18 protein-coding genes are annotated in these 18074 nt (G+C 62.1%); 11 read left to right on the forward strand and 7 right to left on the reverse strand.

Going from position 1 to position 18074, the window contains the following annotated elements:
* Positions 1-833: 833 nt before the first annotated feature.
* Positions 834-2237, reverse strand: a complete 1404-nt coding sequence (gene nhaD / locus ABIE49_RS05985; protein ID WP_354066618.1) for a sodium:proton antiporter NhaD — start codon at positions 2235-2237, stop codon at positions 834-836.
* Between the two features lie 289 nt (positions 2238-2526).
* On the opposite strand from nhaD, the gene ABIE49_RS05990 reads away from it, so the two are divergent.
* Positions 2527-4206, forward strand: coding sequence for an ATP-binding protein (locus ABIE49_RS05990; RefSeq protein ID WP_192734011.1), 1680 nt, complete (start codon positions 2527-2529; stop codon positions 4204-4206).
* Complete coding sequence (locus ABIE49_RS05995; RefSeq protein ID WP_192734012.1) at positions 4196-4825, forward strand: response regulator transcription factor; 630 nt, start codon at positions 4196-4198, stop codon at positions 4823-4825. The genes ABIE49_RS05990 and ABIE49_RS05995 overlap by 11 nt, the downstream gene beginning before the upstream one ends.
* A 61-nt stretch (positions 4826-4886) precedes the next feature.
* On the opposite strand, the gene ABIE49_RS06000 is transcribed toward ABIE49_RS05995, so the two are convergent.
* Entirely contained in the window at positions 4887-5759 is an 873-nt protein-coding gene (locus tag ABIE49_RS06000) for a universal stress protein (protein WP_192734013.1), read from the reverse strand.
* Between the two features lie 273 nt (positions 5760-6032).
* Between ABIE49_RS06000 and cutA the strand changes: the two genes are divergently transcribed.
* Positions 6033-6374, forward strand: a complete 342-nt coding sequence (gene cutA, locus ABIE49_RS06005) for a divalent-cation tolerance protein CutA (protein WP_192734014.1) — start codon at positions 6033-6035, stop codon at positions 6372-6374.
* Between the two features lie 49 nt (positions 6375-6423).
* Here cutA and ABIE49_RS06010 read toward each other — a convergent pair whose 3' ends face one another.
* Positions 6424-7491, reverse strand: coding sequence for an RgsD C-terminal domain-containing protein (locus tag ABIE49_RS06010; RefSeq protein ID WP_192734015.1), 1068 nt, complete (start codon positions 7489-7491; stop codon positions 6424-6426).
* A gap of 233 nt (positions 7492-7724) precedes the next feature.
* Here ABIE49_RS06010 and ABIE49_RS06015 point away from each other — a divergent pair, with 233 nt between their 5' ends.
* The gene (locus ABIE49_RS06015) at positions 7725-8786 is read left to right on the forward strand and encodes a patatin-like phospholipase family protein (RefSeq protein ID WP_192734016.1); all 1062 of its coding nucleotides are present in this window, start codon (positions 7725-7727) and stop codon (positions 8784-8786) included.
* Positions 8787-8789: 3 nt separating this feature from the next.
* Here the strand turns inward: ABIE49_RS06015 and ABIE49_RS06020 are convergent, their stop codons facing one another.
* Positions 8790-9218 carry a CBS domain-containing protein gene (locus ABIE49_RS06020; RefSeq protein WP_192734017.1) on the reverse strand — a complete coding sequence of 143 codons (429 nt, stop codon included), beginning with the start codon at positions 9216-9218 and terminating at the stop codon, positions 8790-8792.
* A 203-nt stretch (positions 9219-9421) separates the two neighbouring features.
* Entirely contained in the window at positions 9422-10252 is an 831-nt protein-coding gene (locus ABIE49_RS06025; protein ID WP_192734018.1) for a rhomboid family intramembrane serine protease, read from the reverse strand.
* A 478-nt stretch (positions 10253-10730) separates the two neighbouring features.
* Between ABIE49_RS06025 and ABIE49_RS06030 the strand changes: the two genes are divergently transcribed.
* On the forward strand, positions 10731-11291 hold the full coding sequence (locus tag ABIE49_RS06030; RefSeq protein WP_192734019.1) for a PAS domain-containing protein: 561 nt from the start codon (positions 10731-10733) through the stop codon (positions 11289-11291).
* On the opposite strand, the gene ABIE49_RS06035 is transcribed toward ABIE49_RS06030, so the two are convergent.
* Complete coding sequence (locus ABIE49_RS06035) at positions 11278-12051, reverse strand: enoyl-CoA hydratase-related protein (RefSeq protein WP_192734020.1); 774 nt, start codon at positions 12049-12051, stop codon at positions 11278-11280. The two genes, ABIE49_RS06030 and ABIE49_RS06035, sit on opposite strands and share 14 nt — an antisense overlap.
* A gap of 147 nt (positions 12052-12198) precedes the next feature.
* On the opposite strand from ABIE49_RS06035, the gene ABIE49_RS06040 reads away from it, so the two are divergent.
* The 4 genes from ABIE49_RS06040 to ABIE49_RS06055 all read left to right on the forward strand — a co-directional run bounded on the left by ABIE49_RS06040 (position 12199) and on the right by ABIE49_RS06055 (position 15534).
* The gene (locus tag ABIE49_RS06040; protein WP_192734021.1) at positions 12199-12585 is read left to right on the forward strand and encodes a hypothetical protein; all 387 of its coding nucleotides are present in this window, start codon (positions 12199-12201) and stop codon (positions 12583-12585) included.
* 113 nt (positions 12586-12698) lie between these two features.
* On the forward strand, positions 12699-13862 hold the full coding sequence (locus ABIE49_RS06045) for an MFS transporter (protein ID WP_192734022.1): 1164 nt from the start codon (positions 12699-12701) through the stop codon (positions 13860-13862).
* Between the two features lie 96 nt (positions 13863-13958).
* Positions 13959-14573, forward strand: coding sequence for a PilZ domain-containing protein (locus ABIE49_RS06050; RefSeq protein WP_192734023.1), 615 nt, complete (start codon positions 13959-13961; stop codon positions 14571-14573).
* Between the two features lie 331 nt (positions 14574-14904).
* Positions 14905-15534 (forward strand): transglutaminase-like cysteine peptidase, encoded by a 630-nt coding sequence (locus ABIE49_RS06055; RefSeq protein ID WP_192734024.1) that lies wholly within the window; start codon positions 14905-14907, stop codon positions 15532-15534.
* 150 nt (positions 15535-15684) lie between these two features.
* On the opposite strand, the gene ABIE49_RS06060 is transcribed toward ABIE49_RS06055, so the two are convergent.
* Positions 15685-16026 carry a hypothetical protein gene (locus ABIE49_RS06060; RefSeq protein ID WP_192734025.1) on the reverse strand — a complete coding sequence of 114 codons (342 nt, stop codon included), beginning with the start codon at positions 16024-16026 and terminating at the stop codon, positions 15685-15687.
* A gap of 163 nt (positions 16027-16189) precedes the next feature.
* On the opposite strand from ABIE49_RS06060, the gene ABIE49_RS06065 reads away from it, so the two are divergent.
* Entirely contained in the window at positions 16190-17086 is an 897-nt protein-coding gene (locus ABIE49_RS06065) for an alpha/beta hydrolase (protein WP_192734026.1), read from the forward strand.
* 168 nt (positions 17087-17254) lie between these two features.
* Positions 17255-17770 (forward strand): hypothetical protein, encoded by a 516-nt coding sequence (locus ABIE49_RS06070; RefSeq protein WP_192734027.1) that lies wholly within the window; start codon positions 17255-17257, stop codon positions 17768-17770.
* Positions 17771-18074: the final 304 nt, after the last annotated feature.

Genomic DNA, 18074 nt, shown 5'->3' on the forward strand with positions numbered 1-18074 from the left:
AGGGAGCGAAGCGACGAAGCAATCCATACTTCGGCTTGACGCCATGGATTGCTTCGCTGCGCTCTCATGCACAAACGCTCCGCGTTTGTTGCAGACAATGACGGAAGATACACTTTCGCCTTCTCGCGGCACATTGCGCCCGAGCTTTGCAAGAAACTTCCCGCCCTCGAAATTCAGAGGGCGCAGGGAATGCCGGATGCGCGCTGCACCCGCGGTCTCGTGTGCGATTGTGCTAAGTAGGTTGCACACGAGCATACAGGGCAGCGGAGAACATCCGACATTCCCTGCGCAATGGCTTTACGGCTTATGACGCGCTCTCCCCGGTGAGACGGCCTCTATTGCCACCGTCGCCCCTCGGAAGCGTTAGCTCCCGAAAGACTTGACGCCGTTACGGGCGCCAGGACCACACGCTTTCGCCGTACGCTTCAGCCACGACCGTCAATCGCAACCTCAACGTCCACCGCAACCCGCCCCTCGTCGTGACGACGGCCGACGCCCTTCTGAGTGGGACGGGATGGATGAGAATGTGCCGCTGATTTGGGTCGAAGGAAAGGGAAATGTTTTTGATTTTCGGAAATTATGGAGTTGACATGATTTCCGTAAAACAGAACTGATTTGCCCGTCGGGTTGTTTTGTCGCACCCGGCCCGTGAGATTTCGCTTGCGCGCGACGCGACGCAGGCCACGATTTTGCAGTTTCCGACCTGCAAAAAATTGTGATGGTATTATGCATTCAGTCATCGCGAATTAAGCCGTGGCAAAAATAGCTGCCGCGATCATATCTCCGAGGCAATCCGTGACGAATTCGAAGCAGGTGTTCCACGCTGCGCTAGGCTACATGAGCGCGGCGTTGATCCACAGATGGGTGAGGATACTTGCCACGTAACCGAGCGCGATGGCCCAGGACCATCGAAGATGGTTGAGAAACGTGTAGTGGTTACGCACCAATCCCATCAGCGCCACGCCTGCCGCCGTGCCGATTGACACGAGGCTCCCCCCGACACCGGTGCTCAGCGTGACGAGCATCCACTGGCCGCTCGACATATCCGGGTTCATGGTGAGCACCGCGAACATCAGCGGGATGTTGTCGAACGCCGCGCCCAGTACGCCGATGGCGATGTTCGCAACGGTCGGTCCGAGATCGCCATAGAGAAAATTCGACAACAGCGCGAGATAGCCGGCGACGCCAAGCCCAGCGACCGCGAAGATGACGCCGAAGAAGAAGAGCAGCGTGTCCCACTCCAGACGCCTGATCTCCCGGAAGGAGTCGAACGCCATGTCCTGGTCGCCGCGGCGTCGCCCGATGCGCTGGAGGATATAGCTGTACATTTGCAGGTATCCGAGACCCAGCATCATCCCGAGCGCGGGCGGCAAGCTGAACAAGGTCTTGAACGAGACGGCGGTCGCGATGGTGGCCGCGAACAGTCCGATCACAACGCCCGCGCCGTGCTTGAGTCGCCTGGTTTCGCTTACCGGTTCCGGCATTCCCTTCGGCACGCCGAAATGCATTAGCGCCGCCGGTACAACGAAGTTCACCAGCGCCGGGAGGAAGAGATGGAAGAATTCGAGGAACCCCAGCTTGCCTTTCTGCCAGACCATCAGCGAGGTGATGTCGCCGAACGGCGAGATGACACCGCCGGCATTAGCGGCCACCACGATGACAATGCAGCCCATAACGATGAACTGGTAGTTGCCGACCCCGACGGCCACCACAACGGCTCCCATGACGAGCGCCGTGGTCAGATTGTCGATGATAGGGCCGAAGACAAACGCGAGCCCGCCGACCAGCCAAAAAAGCTGCCGATAAGAGAGCTTCGTACTGGTCAGTTTTACCCTCACCGCAGCGAAGACGCGCCGCTCCTGCATCGTGTTGACATACGTAATCGCCACCACGAGAAACAGCATCAGCTCGCCATAGTCGAGGATCACATGCTTGGCAGCGGCTTCGAGCGCGGCACTCTGACCATGCGCGGCGTAGACTACGCCGAGAAGCGCCCAGATCAGGCCCGCCGCCAGCATGACGGGTTTCGACTTGCGCAGTTGAATGGCTTCCTCGACGGCCACGAATCCGTAGGCCACGAAGAAGATCAGCAGCGCCAGATAGCCGACGGGATGCTGTGTCAGGTCGATACGCACCGCCGCTGCCTCGGCAGCATGGAGCGGCGCGGGAGCGGACAGGAGCAAGGCAAATACCGGAACGGCGAGCATCCGCAGCCGTTCAGCAAGACGCGGCGTCATCAGGCCCGTCGACGATGATCTGATGAAGTAGGCTGCGTGGGTCATGTACCTCCGCCCTGCGGCTTTCCACTATCGCGTTCGAGTACGGCGGGTGCCGTTGCTGGCGTGAGTGGATCGTGTCTGCTGGGCATAAGGCGTAACATGCAGCGACGCGACATGCGCCCGGCGCCGCGTAGGGAATATTACCTACGGACTCATGGTGAGTAGTACGCACGCGCTTGCGCGCCGATTGAAGGAAGCGCATTCTTGCCGGAGCAAAAAATCGTTCACTGGACGACGGAGGAATGCGTTGGGCGACGTCGTCCGCAAATCAGCTAGCGCGACTGCGGGCTCGCGCTGGAGTGCTGGCTGGCCGCAGGAACTGGCGTCGGCGCAGTACGTCGCGATCGGCGGCGTCTTTATTGCCGCCTATATCGGGCTCGAATGGCTCACGCGCGTCCATGAACTCGAAGGCCTCGGCATCACGCTGTGGAATCCGGTGAAGGCGCTAAGCCTGGGTCTGTTGCTGCTCAAAGGCGTCGCTTATGCGCCGGTGCTGTTCCTGGCCGCGTTGCTGGTCGATCTCTTCATCTACGGAGCCGCCAAAAGCGTCGCTTCCACCGTTGCAACGAGCGCAGTTGTTGCGATTGGGTATGCCGCACTGGCCGCGGGTCTCACGCGAGGCCTCCGCTTCGCAGTCGGTCGATCCGACCTGCGCAATGTCATTGCGCTGCTGGTGACGGCGCCAGCAGGCACCTTCGTCATAGCCTGCCTCTATTGCGGTTTTCTCGTGTGGTTCGGCGACCTGCCGGTGAGGCAGTATTGGGAAGCGGTACCGCATCTTTGGGTCGGAGACACCGTCGGTATCATCATCATCCTGCCTGTTGCCATGACCGTGTTCGGGTCAGTCCAGCGTTTGGGAGAGATACGACCCACAGTACTGCTGATCGACTCCGGAGTCTTTCTGGCCGGGGTCCTGGTCGCATTGTGGCTGATCTTCTCCTTCGAGAGAGCCAACGAATACCATTTCTTCTATCTGCTGTTCCTCCCGGTGAGTTGGATCGCGATGCGCACCGGGTTCGCGGGAGCGGCAATCGGCGTATGTGTGGTCCATCTTCTGCTGCTGGCTTTCATCAGCTGGGGCGGCTATCCCGCAAGCACCTTCATGGGTTACCAGCTCCTGGTGCTGGCGCTCGCGTTCAATGGGTTGCTGCTCGGCGCTGTCGTCGACGAACGCCGCAAATCGGATGAGCTGCTGCGCGAGCAGCATGCCCAAGTGGCGCGCATGACGCGGCATGCGACGGCCGGCGCGATGGGCGTTTCCCTGGCGCACCAGATCAGCCAGCCGCTGTCGAACGTCGCCATGTACCTTCACGTCGGCCGGCAGCTTCTGGCTGACAAGCCTGCGGAGCCGGCGCCGGTTGCGGCGTCCCTTGAGAAGGCAACGGCTCAGCTGCGCCAGGCGAAAGACATCCTCGAGCGTCTGCGGGACTTCGTCTCGCGCGGTACGCTCAGGCCAACTCCTACTGATCTCGGCGCCTTGACACGAAGGGTGGTGGCTCTGGCCGAGGATGACGCAAGGGCGCACGGCGTCTCGGTGCGGCTTGAAGCTGCGTCCGTCCCACCGATCACCGTTGATGCGCTTCAACTCGAGCAAAGCCTGATCAATGTGATCAACAACGCCATCGACGCCGCCGCGGAAGCGAGCCGATTGCCCGGCTGCGTTACCATTCGCGTGGCAACGCTGGACAAGGGGGTACGGATCGAGGTCGAGGACAATGGGCCGGGCGTATCCGACGTCGTGGCGAAACACCTGTTCGAGCCGTTCGTCACGACAAAGCCGAGCGGTATGGGGCTCGGCCTGGCGCTGTCACGCGAGTTGATCAGCGCGCATGGAGGGACGATCGATTGGGAGCGCGTCCGGCCAGATGGCGGCGCGCGGTTCACGATCGACCTTCCCCTGAGCGCAGAGGTGGGCCATGGGACATAAGCGCGTCGTACACGTCATCGACGATGAATCCGATGTCTGCGAAGCCCTCAAAGTGCTGCTGCATACGGCTGACATGGAAGCGCGCACCTATGCCTCGGCCGAAGAGTTCCTCTCGGAGGTCAAGCTGAGCAGGCCGTTGTGCCTGCTGGTTGATCTACGCTTGCCGGGAATGAGCGGGCTGGATCTCGTACATCACTTGCAACAGGGGCCGATGAGTCCGGTAGTGGTCATGATCACCGGCCATGGCGACGTGCCGCTCGCCGTCAAGGCCATGCGGGCGGGCGCATTGCACTTTCTCGAGAAGCCGTTCGAGCCGGCCGAACTCCTTCAGACTCTGGAGGAAGCACAGCAGCGCGTCAGCGAAATCGCCGCCGAGGAAGAAGCGTATGCGGCCATCGAAGCCAGGTATCGATCGCTCACGGCCCGCGAACAGGAAGTGATGGTCCTTCTGGCTGAAGGGATGCCGACGAAGGTGCTCGCTACAAAACTCGGGATCAGCACGCGGACAGCTGAGCATCATCGCGCAGCTGTGCTGCAGAAGATGGGCGCGCGGACGCTGTCGCATCTGGCGCGCATGAGCATAAGCCTACAGGGACGGAGTGCACTTCCAAAACCGTAGGTAATCATCGCCATCTCAGGGGAAGGCGATCAATGCAATTCCGTGCAGACAACATACTCGGTTACGTATCGACCGATGCGCGCGGTTCCCGGATGACGAGCGCATCGCAGGCCACGTCATCCATGATCACCTTTGCCGTGCTCCCAAGAAACAACTCGAGGAAGGAACTCCGCCCGTGCGTACCAAGCACTATCAGGTCGACATCCTTGTCTCGCACATAGTCACGCAGCAATAAATTTGGTGCGCCATCCTCGATCAGCACATGAGGCTGTTGCCAACCGGGTGCTGTTTTGTCGACTCCTGCCAAGAACGCCTGCACTTCCTGCTCGACTTCCATACGATATTGTCGATGCGATACTGATTCAGTTATCAATTCGGACGCTGGGGTGTACGCATGAAAAACTGTCAGCCTTTGTCCAGTGAAAAGGCGTCCGGCTGTTTCCAGGGCATAACGGGAGGAAGCGGAGAGGTCAGTAGCGAAAACAATATTCCTGTAGGGCCTGCGAGGACGCTCCTTGACAACAAGGAGCGGAACCCGAGCCCGACGAAGTAGTCGATCCGCGGTCCTGCCCAGAATGAAATGGCCGAACGACTCGTCTCTTCCGATGCCGATTGCAATCAGATCGCAATTCTCAGCGTCGGCATTGCACAGAATGGTCTCTACCGGATTTCCTTCGGCGATTCGCACCGTTGGCCGGGCCGGAAGTGCGTCGACATCGGCCAGGAGGTGTTTTCTGGCTGTATCAAGCGGATCTGGCGAGCGTCTCCACGACGGCAAACCTGCTGTCTTCGGGATACTCACGTCGCGGTCCTCAACTACATGCAAGACGATCAGCGACGATTGCCACTGGGCTGCAAGCATGGCCGCCCGGCAAAGCGCGCGGTCACAGCGCGCACTGAGATCCGTCGCCAAAAGAATCTTCTTGCTGCTCATTCGACTTGGCGCATTCACGCCGGCGCACTCCTGTCGTTCGGGACGCACCAATTCGTTGGGCTTTCAGCGGTGCATCTTGATGCTCCGCCTTGCCTGCTGTGGATAGTACGTAGCACGCGGCGGCGCGAAATGCGTCCAGTTCAGCGTAGGTATTAATGCTCGCGCGCTTATGGTGAGAACTACCTACGCGCTTGCGTACGAAGTCAGGCGCGCGGCCAAGCTCTCCACGCTCATAGCTTTCGTGCTTGACGAGCAATGCCCTTTACGGCGTAAATGCCCGCGCCCGCCACTGTAGAGCTACGCAAATTGCCCGTCCTTATTCTCACGTCAACAAAGCAAGATTTTCTTGCGCGCAAGATCGCCAAGCAGCTTGTCGATTTACGTCTCGCCGCCGCCGTGCAGATAAGAGAAGTCGACAGTTTCTATCGTTGGCAGGCAACAATTCACAACCACAATGAATACACACTCACAATCAAGACTATCGCGGCCCACTTCTCCAAGATTGAACAACTGATCAAGCGCGAGCACACCTACGATATCCCGCAAATCATCATGCTCGACATCAAGAACGGCTCGGACGACTATCTTCGATGGATAGAAGAACAGGTGTCCTGACTTGATAAGCATGGAGCGAGGGCTGCAAAGCAGCGACCCTGCTCACGACTTACCGCGCCACCACCTCGACCTCGCCATCAACACCGTTCACCACGTTGAACGGGCGCTCGAACACCTTGCCTTCGTTCTTGGCGATGGCGCGGTATTCGCCTTCGGACAGGACGACGCGGGGAAATGCGCCGATCGATTCCTTGATGACGTCGCCGCCCGGCGTGATGACCGACCATGCGGTGTTGGCGAGCGCCTCGCCGCCCCTGTCGCTGACCAGTTTCAGCGTGATGACCGCGGCGCGATGGGTGACGATCACGTCGGTCAGCTTGCCGGCCTGCACGCGGATGTCGGAACGGACCACGGAATTGGCGTCGCCGTAGTTGGAGATGATGTAGTAGGTGCCCTCCGGCAGCAGCGCGACGTCGCCGCCGGCGACGTTGGGCAACAGCGAGGTCCGCTCGGCGCCGTCGAACTGGCTGCCTTTGTAGATCGCGAACGAAATCTGGTTCGGCGGAATCTTGGAGGTGCCGACGCGGCCTTCGATGCGCAGGCCGCCGGCCGGAAGCACGAAGGATTCGCGATCGGTCTCCGACTTCAGGCTCACCGCCCGCACCGCGCTGACGAGGCCGAGCGCGACATGCACGACATAATTGCCCGGCGGCAGCACGATGTTCGGGGTCGCACCGCGGTCCTCGCGGATCAGGCGGAAGGTGCCGTTATCGTCCGGCTTGTCGGCGAATACCCGCCACACCAGTCCGCTATTGATGACCGGCAAATCCTTGCCGTAGCGCGCCGTCAGGGACAGCACGGCCTGGCCGGGCGGCGAGGCGCCCGGCGGCGGCGCCGCTGGCGGGACGGTGGCGATCGACGGCGGCACCAGGGTCGGCTGCGTCAGCGTTGGCGGCAGGGTGGGTACAGAGCCGGGCGGCGCCAGGTTCATCGCAGGGCCCGACGGCGCATCCGGAATCGAACCCGGCGGCACCGGCGGCGGGCGATCGGAGAACATCTGGGCCGAAGCAGGGCCAGGTGCCAGCAACACCAAGGCAAGCATTGGGGCAAGCAGAAGCCGCGGGAAAAGCCGCCACGCGCTCCCGTCCCCGCCGATGCCATTGCCTCGCCAAGCCATGGCCATGCTTTTCACTGAAAACGCGGCAAATTCAAGCCTGCAGAGCGTCCCGGGGTACCCCCTAAGCGAGGAACCCGCACCTAAACCCGATGTTGATCCCGCGGTCGTGGTCCAGTCATAATCCCCGCCTAGGCCGCTTTGGCCGGGCATAAACCAAGCATCTGGAATTGATTGACATGATTCTGGTGCGGCCATGCCGCGGCGAATATGCTTGAGCCGCAGGAGAGTTTTTCGTGTTGGATAACTGGATGGGCCGCGGCCAAAAGGGCTCCGACGGCCGTGACGAGGTAGGACTCGGCAGCATCCGCCGGCCGGTGATCGGGCTGGCGCTGGGCGGTGGCGCCGCGCGCGGCTTCGCCCATATCGGCATCATCAAGACCCTGGTCGCGCACGGTATCCATCCCAATGTCGTCGTGGGAACGTCGATGGGTGCGGTGATCGGCGGCGGCTACGCCTCCGGCAATCTCGAAAAGGTGGAAGAATGGGCGCGCGGCCTGCAGCCGCGCAATATTTTCGGCTATCTCGATATCCGTCTCAACGGCTCCGGCCTGATCGGCGGCAGCAGGCTTGCCGCCCAACTCGAGACGACGATGGGCCAGGGCCTGATCGAGGACCTGCCGGTGAAATTCGCCACTGTTGCAACCGAAGTGCGCACCGGCCACGAGATCTGGCTGACCCATGGCCGCATGATCGACGCGATGCAGGCCTCATACGCGCTGCCGGGAATATTCTCGCCGATCCTGATCGGCGACCGCTGGCTGGTCGATGGCGCGCTGGTCAACCCGGTTCCGGTGTCGGCGGCACGCGCCCTCGGCGCGGAGATCGTCATCGCCGCCAATCTCTCCAGCGACATCTTCACCCACGCAACAACGATTTATTCCCACGGCGCGGCGGCGGACCTTAACGTCTCGGTCGCACCTGAGGCAGTACCTGAAGCCGAACCAGCAAAGCGCGGTTTCGGCAGGTTTTTCTCGGCAGAGCGCACCATGAAGCGCGAGTTCTTCGGCGGCGGCGGACGGCCGGGAATCTCCACCGTCATGGTGGACGCCTTCAACATCATGCAGGACCGCATCACCCGCGCGCGGCTGGCAGGCGATCCGCCGGATCTCCTGATCTCGCCCCGTGTCGCCAAGATCGGCTTGTTCGATTTTCACCGCGCCGACGATCTGATCGCCCATGGCGCGCGCGCCGCCGAGCGCGCCATCGATTCCATCCAGGAAGCGATCCACATTCTGGCGCCGCCAGCGGCTGGCACCGCCACGCCTACCGAAAAGGCCGAACCAGAGAAAGAATAGCGCTCAGGCGGTCTTGATGTAGTCGCGCAGCGCTTCCTGCTCGGCTTCATATTCGTGGACACGGCGCTTGACGATGTCGCCGATCGAGATCAGGCCGACCACCTTGCCCTCCTCGACGACAGGCAGATGCCTGAACTTGCCCAGCGTCATCATTTCCATGATGCCGCTGACCGTGTCCGACTCCCGGCAACTGACCACCTTGCGCGTCATCACGGCACTGACCGGCTCGTCCAGCACCTTGGCGCCACGCTCGCCGAGCACGCGGACGATGTCGCGCTCCGACAGGATGCCTTCGAGGCGTCCCTGGTTCATGACCAGCACGGCGCCGATCTTGCGCTCGCCAAGGAGTTTGACCGCGGCCGAGAGCTTGACGTCCGGCTCGACGCTCAGGATGTGATGGCCTTTGGAATCGAGAATTGCACGTACCGTCATTGCCGCCTCCTGAATCGGTGCGCACCCCTTTTGGGGGTTCGACTTGTTCGCGAGTCTTCAATCAACAGTTCCGCGCCGTATTGGCTTCAAGAGCGTTTCAGGCACGGTTTACAAGCTCAGCTGTCCTGCACGGCAGCGGGCTTTGTCTTGTGTCACGACATGTGAAGATGATGAATGAAATCGCGGTGCGCCGCAAGCGACGATCAGACGCGGTCAGCCTCGTCTTGCGATGACGCATCTGCAGCATGCGTTGCCATCCGCGGCACCGGATCGAACAGCGAAAACAGCATCAGGCCGGCGAGAAATCCGCCGATATGCGCTTGCCACGCCACGGTGCCGCCGTCGGCGCCGATCGAAATCGATCCGACGCCAAAGATGATGTTGACGCCGAACCACACCGCCAGAAATCCCAGCACGCGGGTGTCGCGAAAGGCCTGTCCGAGCGACAGCGCCGGCACCTTCGCCGCTGCATCCGCGTCCCCCCGGCTGAACGACAGAAAGCTTCCCTTCACAAAGGCAAAGCGCATGGCGGCCGCCATGGTGCCGGACACCGACGCCGACGCGCCGATCATCGGCGCGATCGCGTGTTCATGCGTGAGCAGATGCGCAAGCGCACCGGCCGCGGCCGTCACGGCCATGAACACGTAAAACCTGACCGCCCCGAACCGCCGCGCCAGCGCGCTGCCGAACGGCAACAGCCACAGCACGTTGAAGCCGATATGGGTGAGGTTGGCGTGCAGCAGCGAATAGGTGACGAAGGTCCAGACCTTGGCGCCCGTGCCGCCGGGAAAATCGATGTTGAGCAGCGTCGAATCGTAGCGTTTCGGAATGAAACCGAAGACGTCGATGGTCCAGTTCTCGAGTTCCGGCGGCAGCAGCACACGCAGGTGAATGACCGCGATCAGCGCGACATAGGCCGTCAGCGCACCCGGCAGGGTCAGGATCGGCTCGCGCGGACCTTCCGGGGCTTCAAGCTGGGTTTCAGGCTGGGATTCCAAGGGGCCAGGGACCTTCAGAGCGGCTTTGGGGAGCATTCGGCCCAGATAGGCGGCTTTGCCCGCGCTGTGCAAGTGCACAAACGTCCGAACCGTCAAAGGCGCTGCACTGCGTCCGGGACACGGAACTGCTGTGCCAAAAAAGAAAAAGGGAGGATGCTGAGAACATCCTCCCTCGTCGCCGATCTTTTCGCGCCCCTGGAGCTTAGGGGAACATCCCCACCCCTCCCCGCGCGATGACCAAACTGTTTGACGCCACCTGTGTACCAACCGAGCCGGCAAGTCGGAGATAAGCCGTCCGGGCCCGATGCGTTCCACTCTACGCAGGCCGCCGCTGGATCGCCAATCGCATAGTTAATTTAACGTTAACAACGCAAAGCCGCCGCCAAACCCGCCAAACCGCGTCCACGGCATGGACGCTGCACAGCCTGTCCTGCACAACACAGAAGGGACAGCACGTGAGCAAAATCGGGACAGATATGTGCCGCCCTGCCACGGGCGGGGGCGAGGCCAACGTATGAAACATCCATCGAGCCGTCAGTTTTTTGCCTATTGGGACGCAAAACGCGGCCACGCGCGGGCACCTGACCGCAGCGAGATCGAACCATCAGCGGTACGCGAACTGCTGGGCGACATCTTCGTGCTGGGTTACGAAAGCGAAGCCGGCTTCCCCTTCCGCGTCGCCGGAACCCGGGTCTGCGCCCTGCTCGGCCGCGATGCAAAGGACAGCAGCTTCTCGGCGCTGTTCGCCGAAGAGAGCCGCCGCGAGGTCCAGGACATCGTGACTTACGTCGCCGAAGAAATGCTGGCCGCCGTCGCCGGCATCACCGCGACGTCGGAAGACGGCCGGACCGCGCATCTGGAATTGCTGCTGCTGCCGTTCAACAGCCGCGCGCACGCGCCGATCAGCGTCACCGGCCTGCTGGCGCCGTTCGAGGACGATCTCGGCACGCTGAAGGATTTCAAGCTGACGTCGTGGCGCTATCTGCACCGGCCGGAGAAGCTCGTTCCCCGCGCCTTGCGCAAGCTCGCCATCGCGCGCGGCTTCATGGTGTATGAGGGAATTACCGGCCGCTGAACCGCGCGGCGCGCTTTTCAAGAAACGCGTTGCGCCCCTCCAGCGCATCCGCGCTCTTGCGGATCTCGGCCTGCATCTCGATTTCGCGCCGGAACTGATCGGCATAGCTTGAGTGTTCGCTCTCCTCGATCAGGCGGCGTGTCGCAACCAGCGCCCGCGTCGGACCGCTAGCGAGCTTGCGCGCCAGCGCCAGCGCGCCGCCCTGAAGCGCGGCATCATCGAACACTTCCCGGACCAGTCCCCATTCCCGGGCCGTCTCGGCCGATAGCGGCTCGTTGGTCAGCATCAGTTCGAGCGCGCGCTGCCGGCCGACGAGGCGCGGCAGTAGCCAGGTCGAGCCGAGATCAGGCACCAGCGCGATCCGGCTGAAGACCTGAATGAAGCTCGCCGAGCGCGCCGCGACAATCACGTCTCCCGCCATCGCGAGGCTGAAGCCGCCGCCGGCCGCCACACCATTGACCGCTACCACGACCGGCACCTTGCATTCGCGCAGCGCCTTGAAGGCCGGCCAGTAATACCGCATCACGCCGTCGACGATGTCGTCGCCGAGGATCGCGGCGGCCTTGAGGTTCTGGCCGGAGCAGAAGCCGCGTCCGGCGCCGGTCAAGACCAGCGCCCGTACCCCCGGATCCTCGGTCATCTCACCGATCGCGAGCGCAAGATCGCCCAACAGATCGGGCGTCATCGCATTCAGCGTCGCAGGTTCGTCCAGTGTCAGCACGCCGACGGCATCGTCGCGGTCCCGCTTCACTCCCGGCATCGCATCCCTCCCCAAAATTTGGCCGGCCCTGCCGGGCCTGACATTAAGCATGATGGTACCGAAACAACGCACTGACAAACAATCGCTTTCAGCGGTCTTGACCGAAAACCGCCTTTACCGGGATACTGACCGGATTGGACGTGAGCGATGTTTGAGATCATTATTTTCTGCGTGATTTTACTGGCGGTTTGTTATTGGGCGGTCCTGTGGCTGATGGGACGGCGCGAGGACGTTTTGCACGGCGAGTTCGTCGAAGCCGGTGCGCAGGCCGAAGAGCCCGTTCGATCGGTATTTCCCAAGCGGCCTGCCCGTAAAGTTCAAGCGGCTCGGCAGAATTTCCCCGAAAAACCCGTCTTTCCCGCAAAACCCGACATCACCGCGAAGCCCGACATCACCGAGAAGCGCGTTCAAGCCGCCGTCGCGGAGCCGGCCGTTCAAGCTGTCTTGCCGGAGCAACCCGCCTTCAGGCAGGAACGGCTGGAGTCGCTGCTGAACTCGATCAAGCGGGATCTCAACCAGCTGGTCCAGAAGTAGCTGCGCGCTCGGTCGGCGAACCCGAAATCCGTGCGCGCATTGACATAGGCCGGGTGCGGCCAGAGCTTGCGCTGCAGCTCTTGAAGGTGAGGCGTTTTTCCGGGAGTGGGGCATTGCGCAATCGCTGGGGCGTTCTTGCGATCCTGTTCGTGGTTCGCCTCACGATGGCCTTCCAGTTTCAGAGCGTGGCCGCGGTCGCACCCCTGCTCGGCACCAGTTTCGGCGTCAGCCTTGCCGATATCGGATTGCTGATCGGTCTTTATTTCACGCCGGGCGTGGCGATTGCGTTGCCGGGCGGCGCAATCGGGCAAAGGTTCGGCGACAAGACCACCGTGCTTGCCGCGCTCGCGCTGATGATGATCGGCGGCCTTGCGATGGCGCTGTCGGATTCCTGGAACGTGCAGATGGCGGGACGGCTGATCGCGGGCGCCGGCGGCGTGCTGCTCAACGTGCAGATGAGCAAGATGGTCGCTGACTGGTTCGCCGGTCGCGAGATCGCAACCGCGATGGCGATCTTTGTCAATTCATGGCCGGCTGGCATTGCGATTTCGTTGTTGACCTTGCCCGCGACCGGCACCGCCTGGGGCGTCAGCGCGGTCTATTTTGCGGTCGCAGCCTTGATCGGATCGGGGATCGTTCTGCTTGCCGCGGGCTATCGATCGCCGCCGAATGCGGCTGCGGTCTCCGGCGTTCCCGCGCGTCTCGACCGCAACGCAACGATCGCGGTGATCGTCGCGGGGTTGCTCTGGGGCATCTACAATATCGGCTTTGCAATGATCTTCAGCTTCGGACCGTTGTTGCTGGTCGAACGCGGCTGGTCGATCGCGTCAGCAGGATCGACCATCAGCATCGTGCTGTGGCTGGCGGCGCTCACCGGCCCGGCAGGCGGATTTCTGGCGGATCGAACCAAGCGCCCGCAGACTGTTCTTGTCGGCGGCTGCATCGTGTTCGCGCTGCTGATGCTGGTGCTGCCACGCTCCGGCGCCGTGCTGCTGACCGTCGTCGCGCTCGGCATCATCTGCGCGCTGCCGTCAGGGCCAATCATGAGCCTGCCGGCGCAGGTGCTGCAGCCTTCCACCCGCGCGATCGGCATGGGCCTGTTCTTCACGGTCTATTATGCGGCGATGATGCTGGGGCCGTTTGTCGGCGGCAGCCTCGCCAAATGGACCGGGACCGCCGCCACCGCATTCGACTTCGGCGCGGTAATGGTTTTGCTGTGCCCGCTGCTGCTGTGGACGTTCAACCGGATCGCGACGGCACGGACACATACAGCTTGATGCACATACTTGATGCAACCGGCGATAACACATCATTAACCCTGTCGGCCTTAGGGTCTTCCTGACGCCGAAGGACCGGACGTCGGGTGGCGAAGAATGTCGTTTGCGCAAAAAAAATCCACTGTCCCGGTCGCTGAAGAGCGACGGCGCTTCCAGCGCGTGAAAGTCCACCTGCTCGGCCGCTACATGCTGCCGGACCGGCGTGAATTTCCCTGCCAGATCATCAATATGTCGCCGGGCGGATTGGCCCTGCTGGCGCCCGGTATCGGCAATGTCGGCGACCGCGTGATCGCCTATCTCGACCATATCGGCCGGGTCGAGGGCAAGATCACCCGCATCATCGACAACGGTTTTGCCATGACCGTGGGCGCGACCGCGCGCAAACGCGACAAGCTCGCCGCCCAGCTCACCTGGCTCGCCAACCGCGACATCCTCAATCTGCCGGAAGACCGTCGCCACGACCGCATCGTGCCGCGCAACCCGATCGCGCTGCTCACGCTCGAGGACGGCAGCAAGATGACCTGCCGGATCATCGACCTCTCGGCGTCGGGTGCGGCGATTGCCGCGGAAAACCGCCCGCCGCTGAAATCGCTGGTCATGCTGGGCAAGGTGCAGTCGCGCGTGGTGCGAAATCTCGAAGAAGGCTTCGCGCTCGAGTTCGTCCACGAGCAGATTGCCGACACGCTCGAAGACGCGGTTAGCGCGCGGTAAAGCGCCAGCCGCCCAAAATCCCCGATTTATCGACCTCAAGAGGCGGTATCCGCGTTGCCGGATACCGCCTTTGTGTGTTTTGGCGCCTGCCAGAGCAGGTTAACGCCGGCGGCTTTTGCAGTCACAAATGCCGCTGCGGCAGCGCCTGGCGCGTTAATGCGTAAAATTTGAATCAATTGCAGTTGTTTCAAATTTTAGGCGAATTTTATTCAAGTATAGATCGAATTCGCTGCGCCTTTTACTTGTATTCGCGTCAAATGTACTTGGCTGACTTAGCGGCGGCGCAAATCCTTTGTGCGAAACATGGTCCCAACAAGAAACGGGGGCCACAATGTTGTTCAGGGGACAGGGGAAGGGATTGGCGGTTGCCGCCATCCTGCTGGGGATGAGCGTCTCTACGAGTTATCAGGCGAAAGCCGGTGACGCGCTCTATGCCAGCCTTGGCGATACCACGCGTTCGCCGATCGGCTGGGTCGAATTCTGCGCCGAGAATCCCGGCGACTGCCGCGGCGGCGCATCACAGCCGCGGGACATCGTGCTGTCGCAGACGGCATGGCGAGATTTGCTGAGAGTCAACAAGTGGGTCAACGAGACCATCAAGCCGATCACCGACATAGATCATTGGGGTGTGATCGAGAAATGGTCGTTGCCGACAGACGGCTACGGCGACTGCGAGGACTACGTGCTGTTGAAGCGCAAGATGCTGATCGATGCCGGCTGGCCGCGCGAGGCGCTGCTGATCACGGTGGTGCGCGACAAGAAGGGCGAAGGCCACGCGGTGCTCACGGTCAAAACCGACAAGGGCGAATTCGTGCTCGACAACCAGAACGAAAGCGTCCTCGCCTGGACGGAGACCGGCTACCGCTTCGTCAAGCGTCAGTCGCAGAGCGACCCTAATCTGTGGGTGTCGCTCGGTGACAATCGCCCCGCGGTCGCCACCGCCAGTTCTCGCGATCGCTAACGACAAAGGAATTTACCAACCCGCGACCCGGTCACATCCCCACCCCTCCCCGTCCCAGACCGGTTCGCGCGCGGCCAGCCATCCCCCAATGGCTGGCCGCAACCTTTTTGGGGGATGAAGAGCGCTTCGCCCTCAGCAAGTAGCTCGCGTTCAGTCGGCATGCAGCAGCCGGTAGATCGATTTGAAGCGAAAGCTTCGCTTGCCAGCCAATGCCGTAGCGTCGAACTCAGCACCTTCCCCGGAATAGGTTCCGGAAAATCCGATGCTGATTTCCTTTCCTGCCCAGGGAAACGTACCGTCAATCGGCGTATGCTCCCGGCTGGTCATTTCACCTTTCCACCTTCCGTCAGAACAGGTGTAGCTTCCGACGGTATAATAGAATCCACCGCCCCCACGCATCGTGCCGTCGCGCAGCACCATCACGTGTCGGTTGTAGGCTTCCACGCCGTCCTGAAACCTTGTGGTCGCCAGATAGATTCCATTCCTGATCATGATCGATGCCGGCCATCGGGCAACGTCGGACCCATGAGAGGGCAAGATTGCGCGTCGTTGAGCAGCATTACAAGTGAGCTCCAGTCGCCCTCGCCCAAGGCATGCCGCAACTTTTTGTGCCGCGCCAGATATGAGATGATGGCGCGCTTCGGAGGAACCGACCGTGCCCCACAACGAGATCGACGCCATCCGCGCATTGCTGGGTTCGAAACCGCGACCGGTCGGATGGGCGGAGCGGCGCCAGCGGCTCGACGAGGTCGGATCGACCTGGCCGGTGGCTGCTGATGTGAAGTGTGACGCCGTCGACTGCGACGGCGTGCCCGGCGAGTGGTCGCTTTTATCAGGCAGCGACCCGTCGCGCGTGCTGCTGTATTTTCACGGCGGCGGTTATTGCTCCGGTTCGATCGTGAGCCATCGCCGGATGGTGACGGAAGCCGGCCGTGCGGCACGGTCGCGCTCGCTCGCGATCGATTACCGCCGCGCGCCCGAGCACCCTTACCCGGCCGCCCATGAGGACGCGCTGACGGCGTGGCACTTCTTGCGCAAGCTAGGCATACCGGCGGCAAACATCGCCGTCGGTGGCGACAGCGCCGGCGGTAATCTCGCGCTCGGACTGATCGGCCGGTTGCGCGGCGAAGGCGAGCCGCTGCCCGGCTGCGCCTGGCTGGTCTCGCCCTGGACCGACCTCACGATGTCGGGCGCCACGCTCGACACCAAGGATGCGATCGACCCGCTGATCCACCGGGCTTATCTCGCCGAACTCGCGGACGCCTATGCGCCGTCGCCGCTCGATCGCCGGGATCCGTTGATCTCGCCGCTATTTGCGGATCTCGCCGGCTTTCCGCCGCTCCTGATCCAGGTCGGCTCGGCCGAAACCCTGCTGGCGGACGCCACACGGCTGGCGGCCGCCGCCGGTTCGGCCAACGTCGAATTGAGCCTCGAGATCTGGCCGCACATGATCCACGCGTGGCCGGTCTGGAATGCGAGATTGGCGGACGGTCGCCAGGCCCTGGCGAAGGCGGGGCAATTTATCCGCGCGCATCTGCAACAACCGTCGTAGAGAGTGTGCAGGCCGCGCGGGCCATCCAAGGCCATTTTCCAGCGCAAAAGCCCGGGATTGTTGATGTTTTACCCGGAATCCCAACTCGATCGGGCGAATCCCGGGTTTCGGCGCCGCCAAGCCTGTGGTAAGCGATGGTATTGAAATTACGTCCGGATTTTGAGTCTCATGATCGAACCCGCTCCCCGGAATACCAGTGCGCTTGCGCGTATCAGTGGCCAGCCGATTGCGATCGGCGCTGCGGCTCTCGTCATCGTCGTGCTGGGAATAGGCTCGATCACGCTGTGGCGGGCCTATACCGGCAGCGCGCCTGAAACCGACCGCGTCGTTGCGGTCAGGCAATTGCAGGCGCGTACCGCGCAGGCGTCCGAACAGCTGGTCGAGAAAACCAAGGGCCTCGAAGCCACCCAGCAGGAATCGATCGATCAGCTCCAGGTGGTCCAGGATCAATTGCTGACGGTGCGCCGCCTGCTCGCTGCGCAGCAGGCCGATACCAGAAAGCTCTCCGAACAGGTCGGCACCCTGACGGAATCGATCGACGGCTTGCGGCAATCGTTCGCGAGCGCGCAGGCGGCCGAACCGGCCGCTCCACCCTCTGCCCGCAAACGGTCGGTCAGGAAATCCAGCGCGGCAAAGCCGCGCGCGAACAAGAGCGCCCTCAAGCGCGGAAGGTCGAACGGCTGACGCTAGGCCCGGACGGGGTCCGCGACCCGTCTCGCAAAGACCGGGCGCCCTCGCGATACTTGCCAGCGTGATCAGTCCCCTTTGCGTCGCTGATCGTGACACATTCAGCCCGGTCCGCCGTGCCCGGCTGCAGGCCAAAGCGGCGGCAGTTCTCAACCACATGCCACCAAAAACCCGCTTTCCTGCCAATTTTGTGTTCCGAGTGTGAACTGCTTCACATATGGCCGCGGGAATCTCCTGCATGCTGCAGTTCACCGGATGGCGTGAGCCGATTTCAATATCCGGGGCTGGCAAGGTCGTTGAC

Origin of the sequence: Bradyrhizobium sp. OAE829 (assembly GCF_040546575.1) — a bacterium.
GTDB lineage: Bacteria > Pseudomonadota > Alphaproteobacteria > Rhizobiales > Xanthobacteraceae > Bradyrhizobium.

Bases quoted from the DNA above. Each gene is read 5' to 3' on its own strand.
- nhaD (WP_354066618.1), bottom strand. From the start codon at position 2,237: ATGACGCCGCGTCTTGCTGAACGGCTGCGGATGCTCGCCGTTCCGGTA.
- ABIE49_RS06060 (WP_192734025.1), bottom strand. From the start codon at position 16,026: ATGATCAGGAATGGAATCTATCTGGCGACCACAAGGTTTCAGGACGGC.
- ABIE49_RS05995 (WP_192734012.1), top strand. From the start codon at position 4,196: ATGGGACATAAGCGCGTCGTACACGTCATCGACGATGAATCCGATGTC.
- ABIE49_RS06035 (WP_192734020.1), bottom strand. From the start codon at position 12,051: ATGCCGGGAGTGAAGCGGGACCGCGACGATGCCGTCGGCGTGCTGACA.
- ABIE49_RS06055 (WP_192734024.1), top strand. From the start codon at position 14,905: ATGTTGTTCAGGGGACAGGGGAAGGGATTGGCGGTTGCCGCCATCCTG.
- ABIE49_RS06040 (WP_192734021.1), top strand. From the start codon at position 12,199: ATGTTTGAGATCATTATTTTCTGCGTGATTTTACTGGCGGTTTGTTAT.
- ABIE49_RS06030 (WP_192734019.1), top strand. From the start codon at position 10,731: ATGAAACATCCATCGAGCCGTCAGTTTTTTGCCTATTGGGACGCAAAA.
- ABIE49_RS06000 (WP_192734013.1), bottom strand. From the start codon at position 5,759: ATGAGCAGCAAGAAGATTCTTTTGGCGACGGATCTCAGTGCGCGCTGT.
- ABIE49_RS06020 (WP_192734017.1), bottom strand. From the start codon at position 9,218: ATGACGGTACGTGCAATTCTCGATTCCAAAGGCCATCACATCCTGAGC.
- ABIE49_RS06025 (WP_192734018.1), bottom strand. From the start codon at position 10,252: ATGCTCCCCAAAGCCGCTCTGAAGGTCCCTGGCCCCTTGGAATCCCAG.
- cutA (WP_192734014.1), top strand. From the start codon at position 6,033: ATGCCCGCGCCCGCCACTGTAGAGCTACGCAAATTGCCCGTCCTTATT.
- ABIE49_RS06070 (WP_192734027.1), top strand. From the start codon at position 17,255: ATGATCGAACCCGCTCCCCGGAATACCAGTGCGCTTGCGCGTATCAGT.
- ABIE49_RS06050 (WP_192734023.1), top strand. From the start codon at position 13,959: ATGTCGTTTGCGCAAAAAAAATCCACTGTCCCGGTCGCTGAAGAGCGA.
- ABIE49_RS06010 (WP_192734015.1), bottom strand. From the start codon at position 7,491: ATGGCTTGGCGAGGCAATGGCATCGGCGGGGACGGGAGCGCGTGGCGG.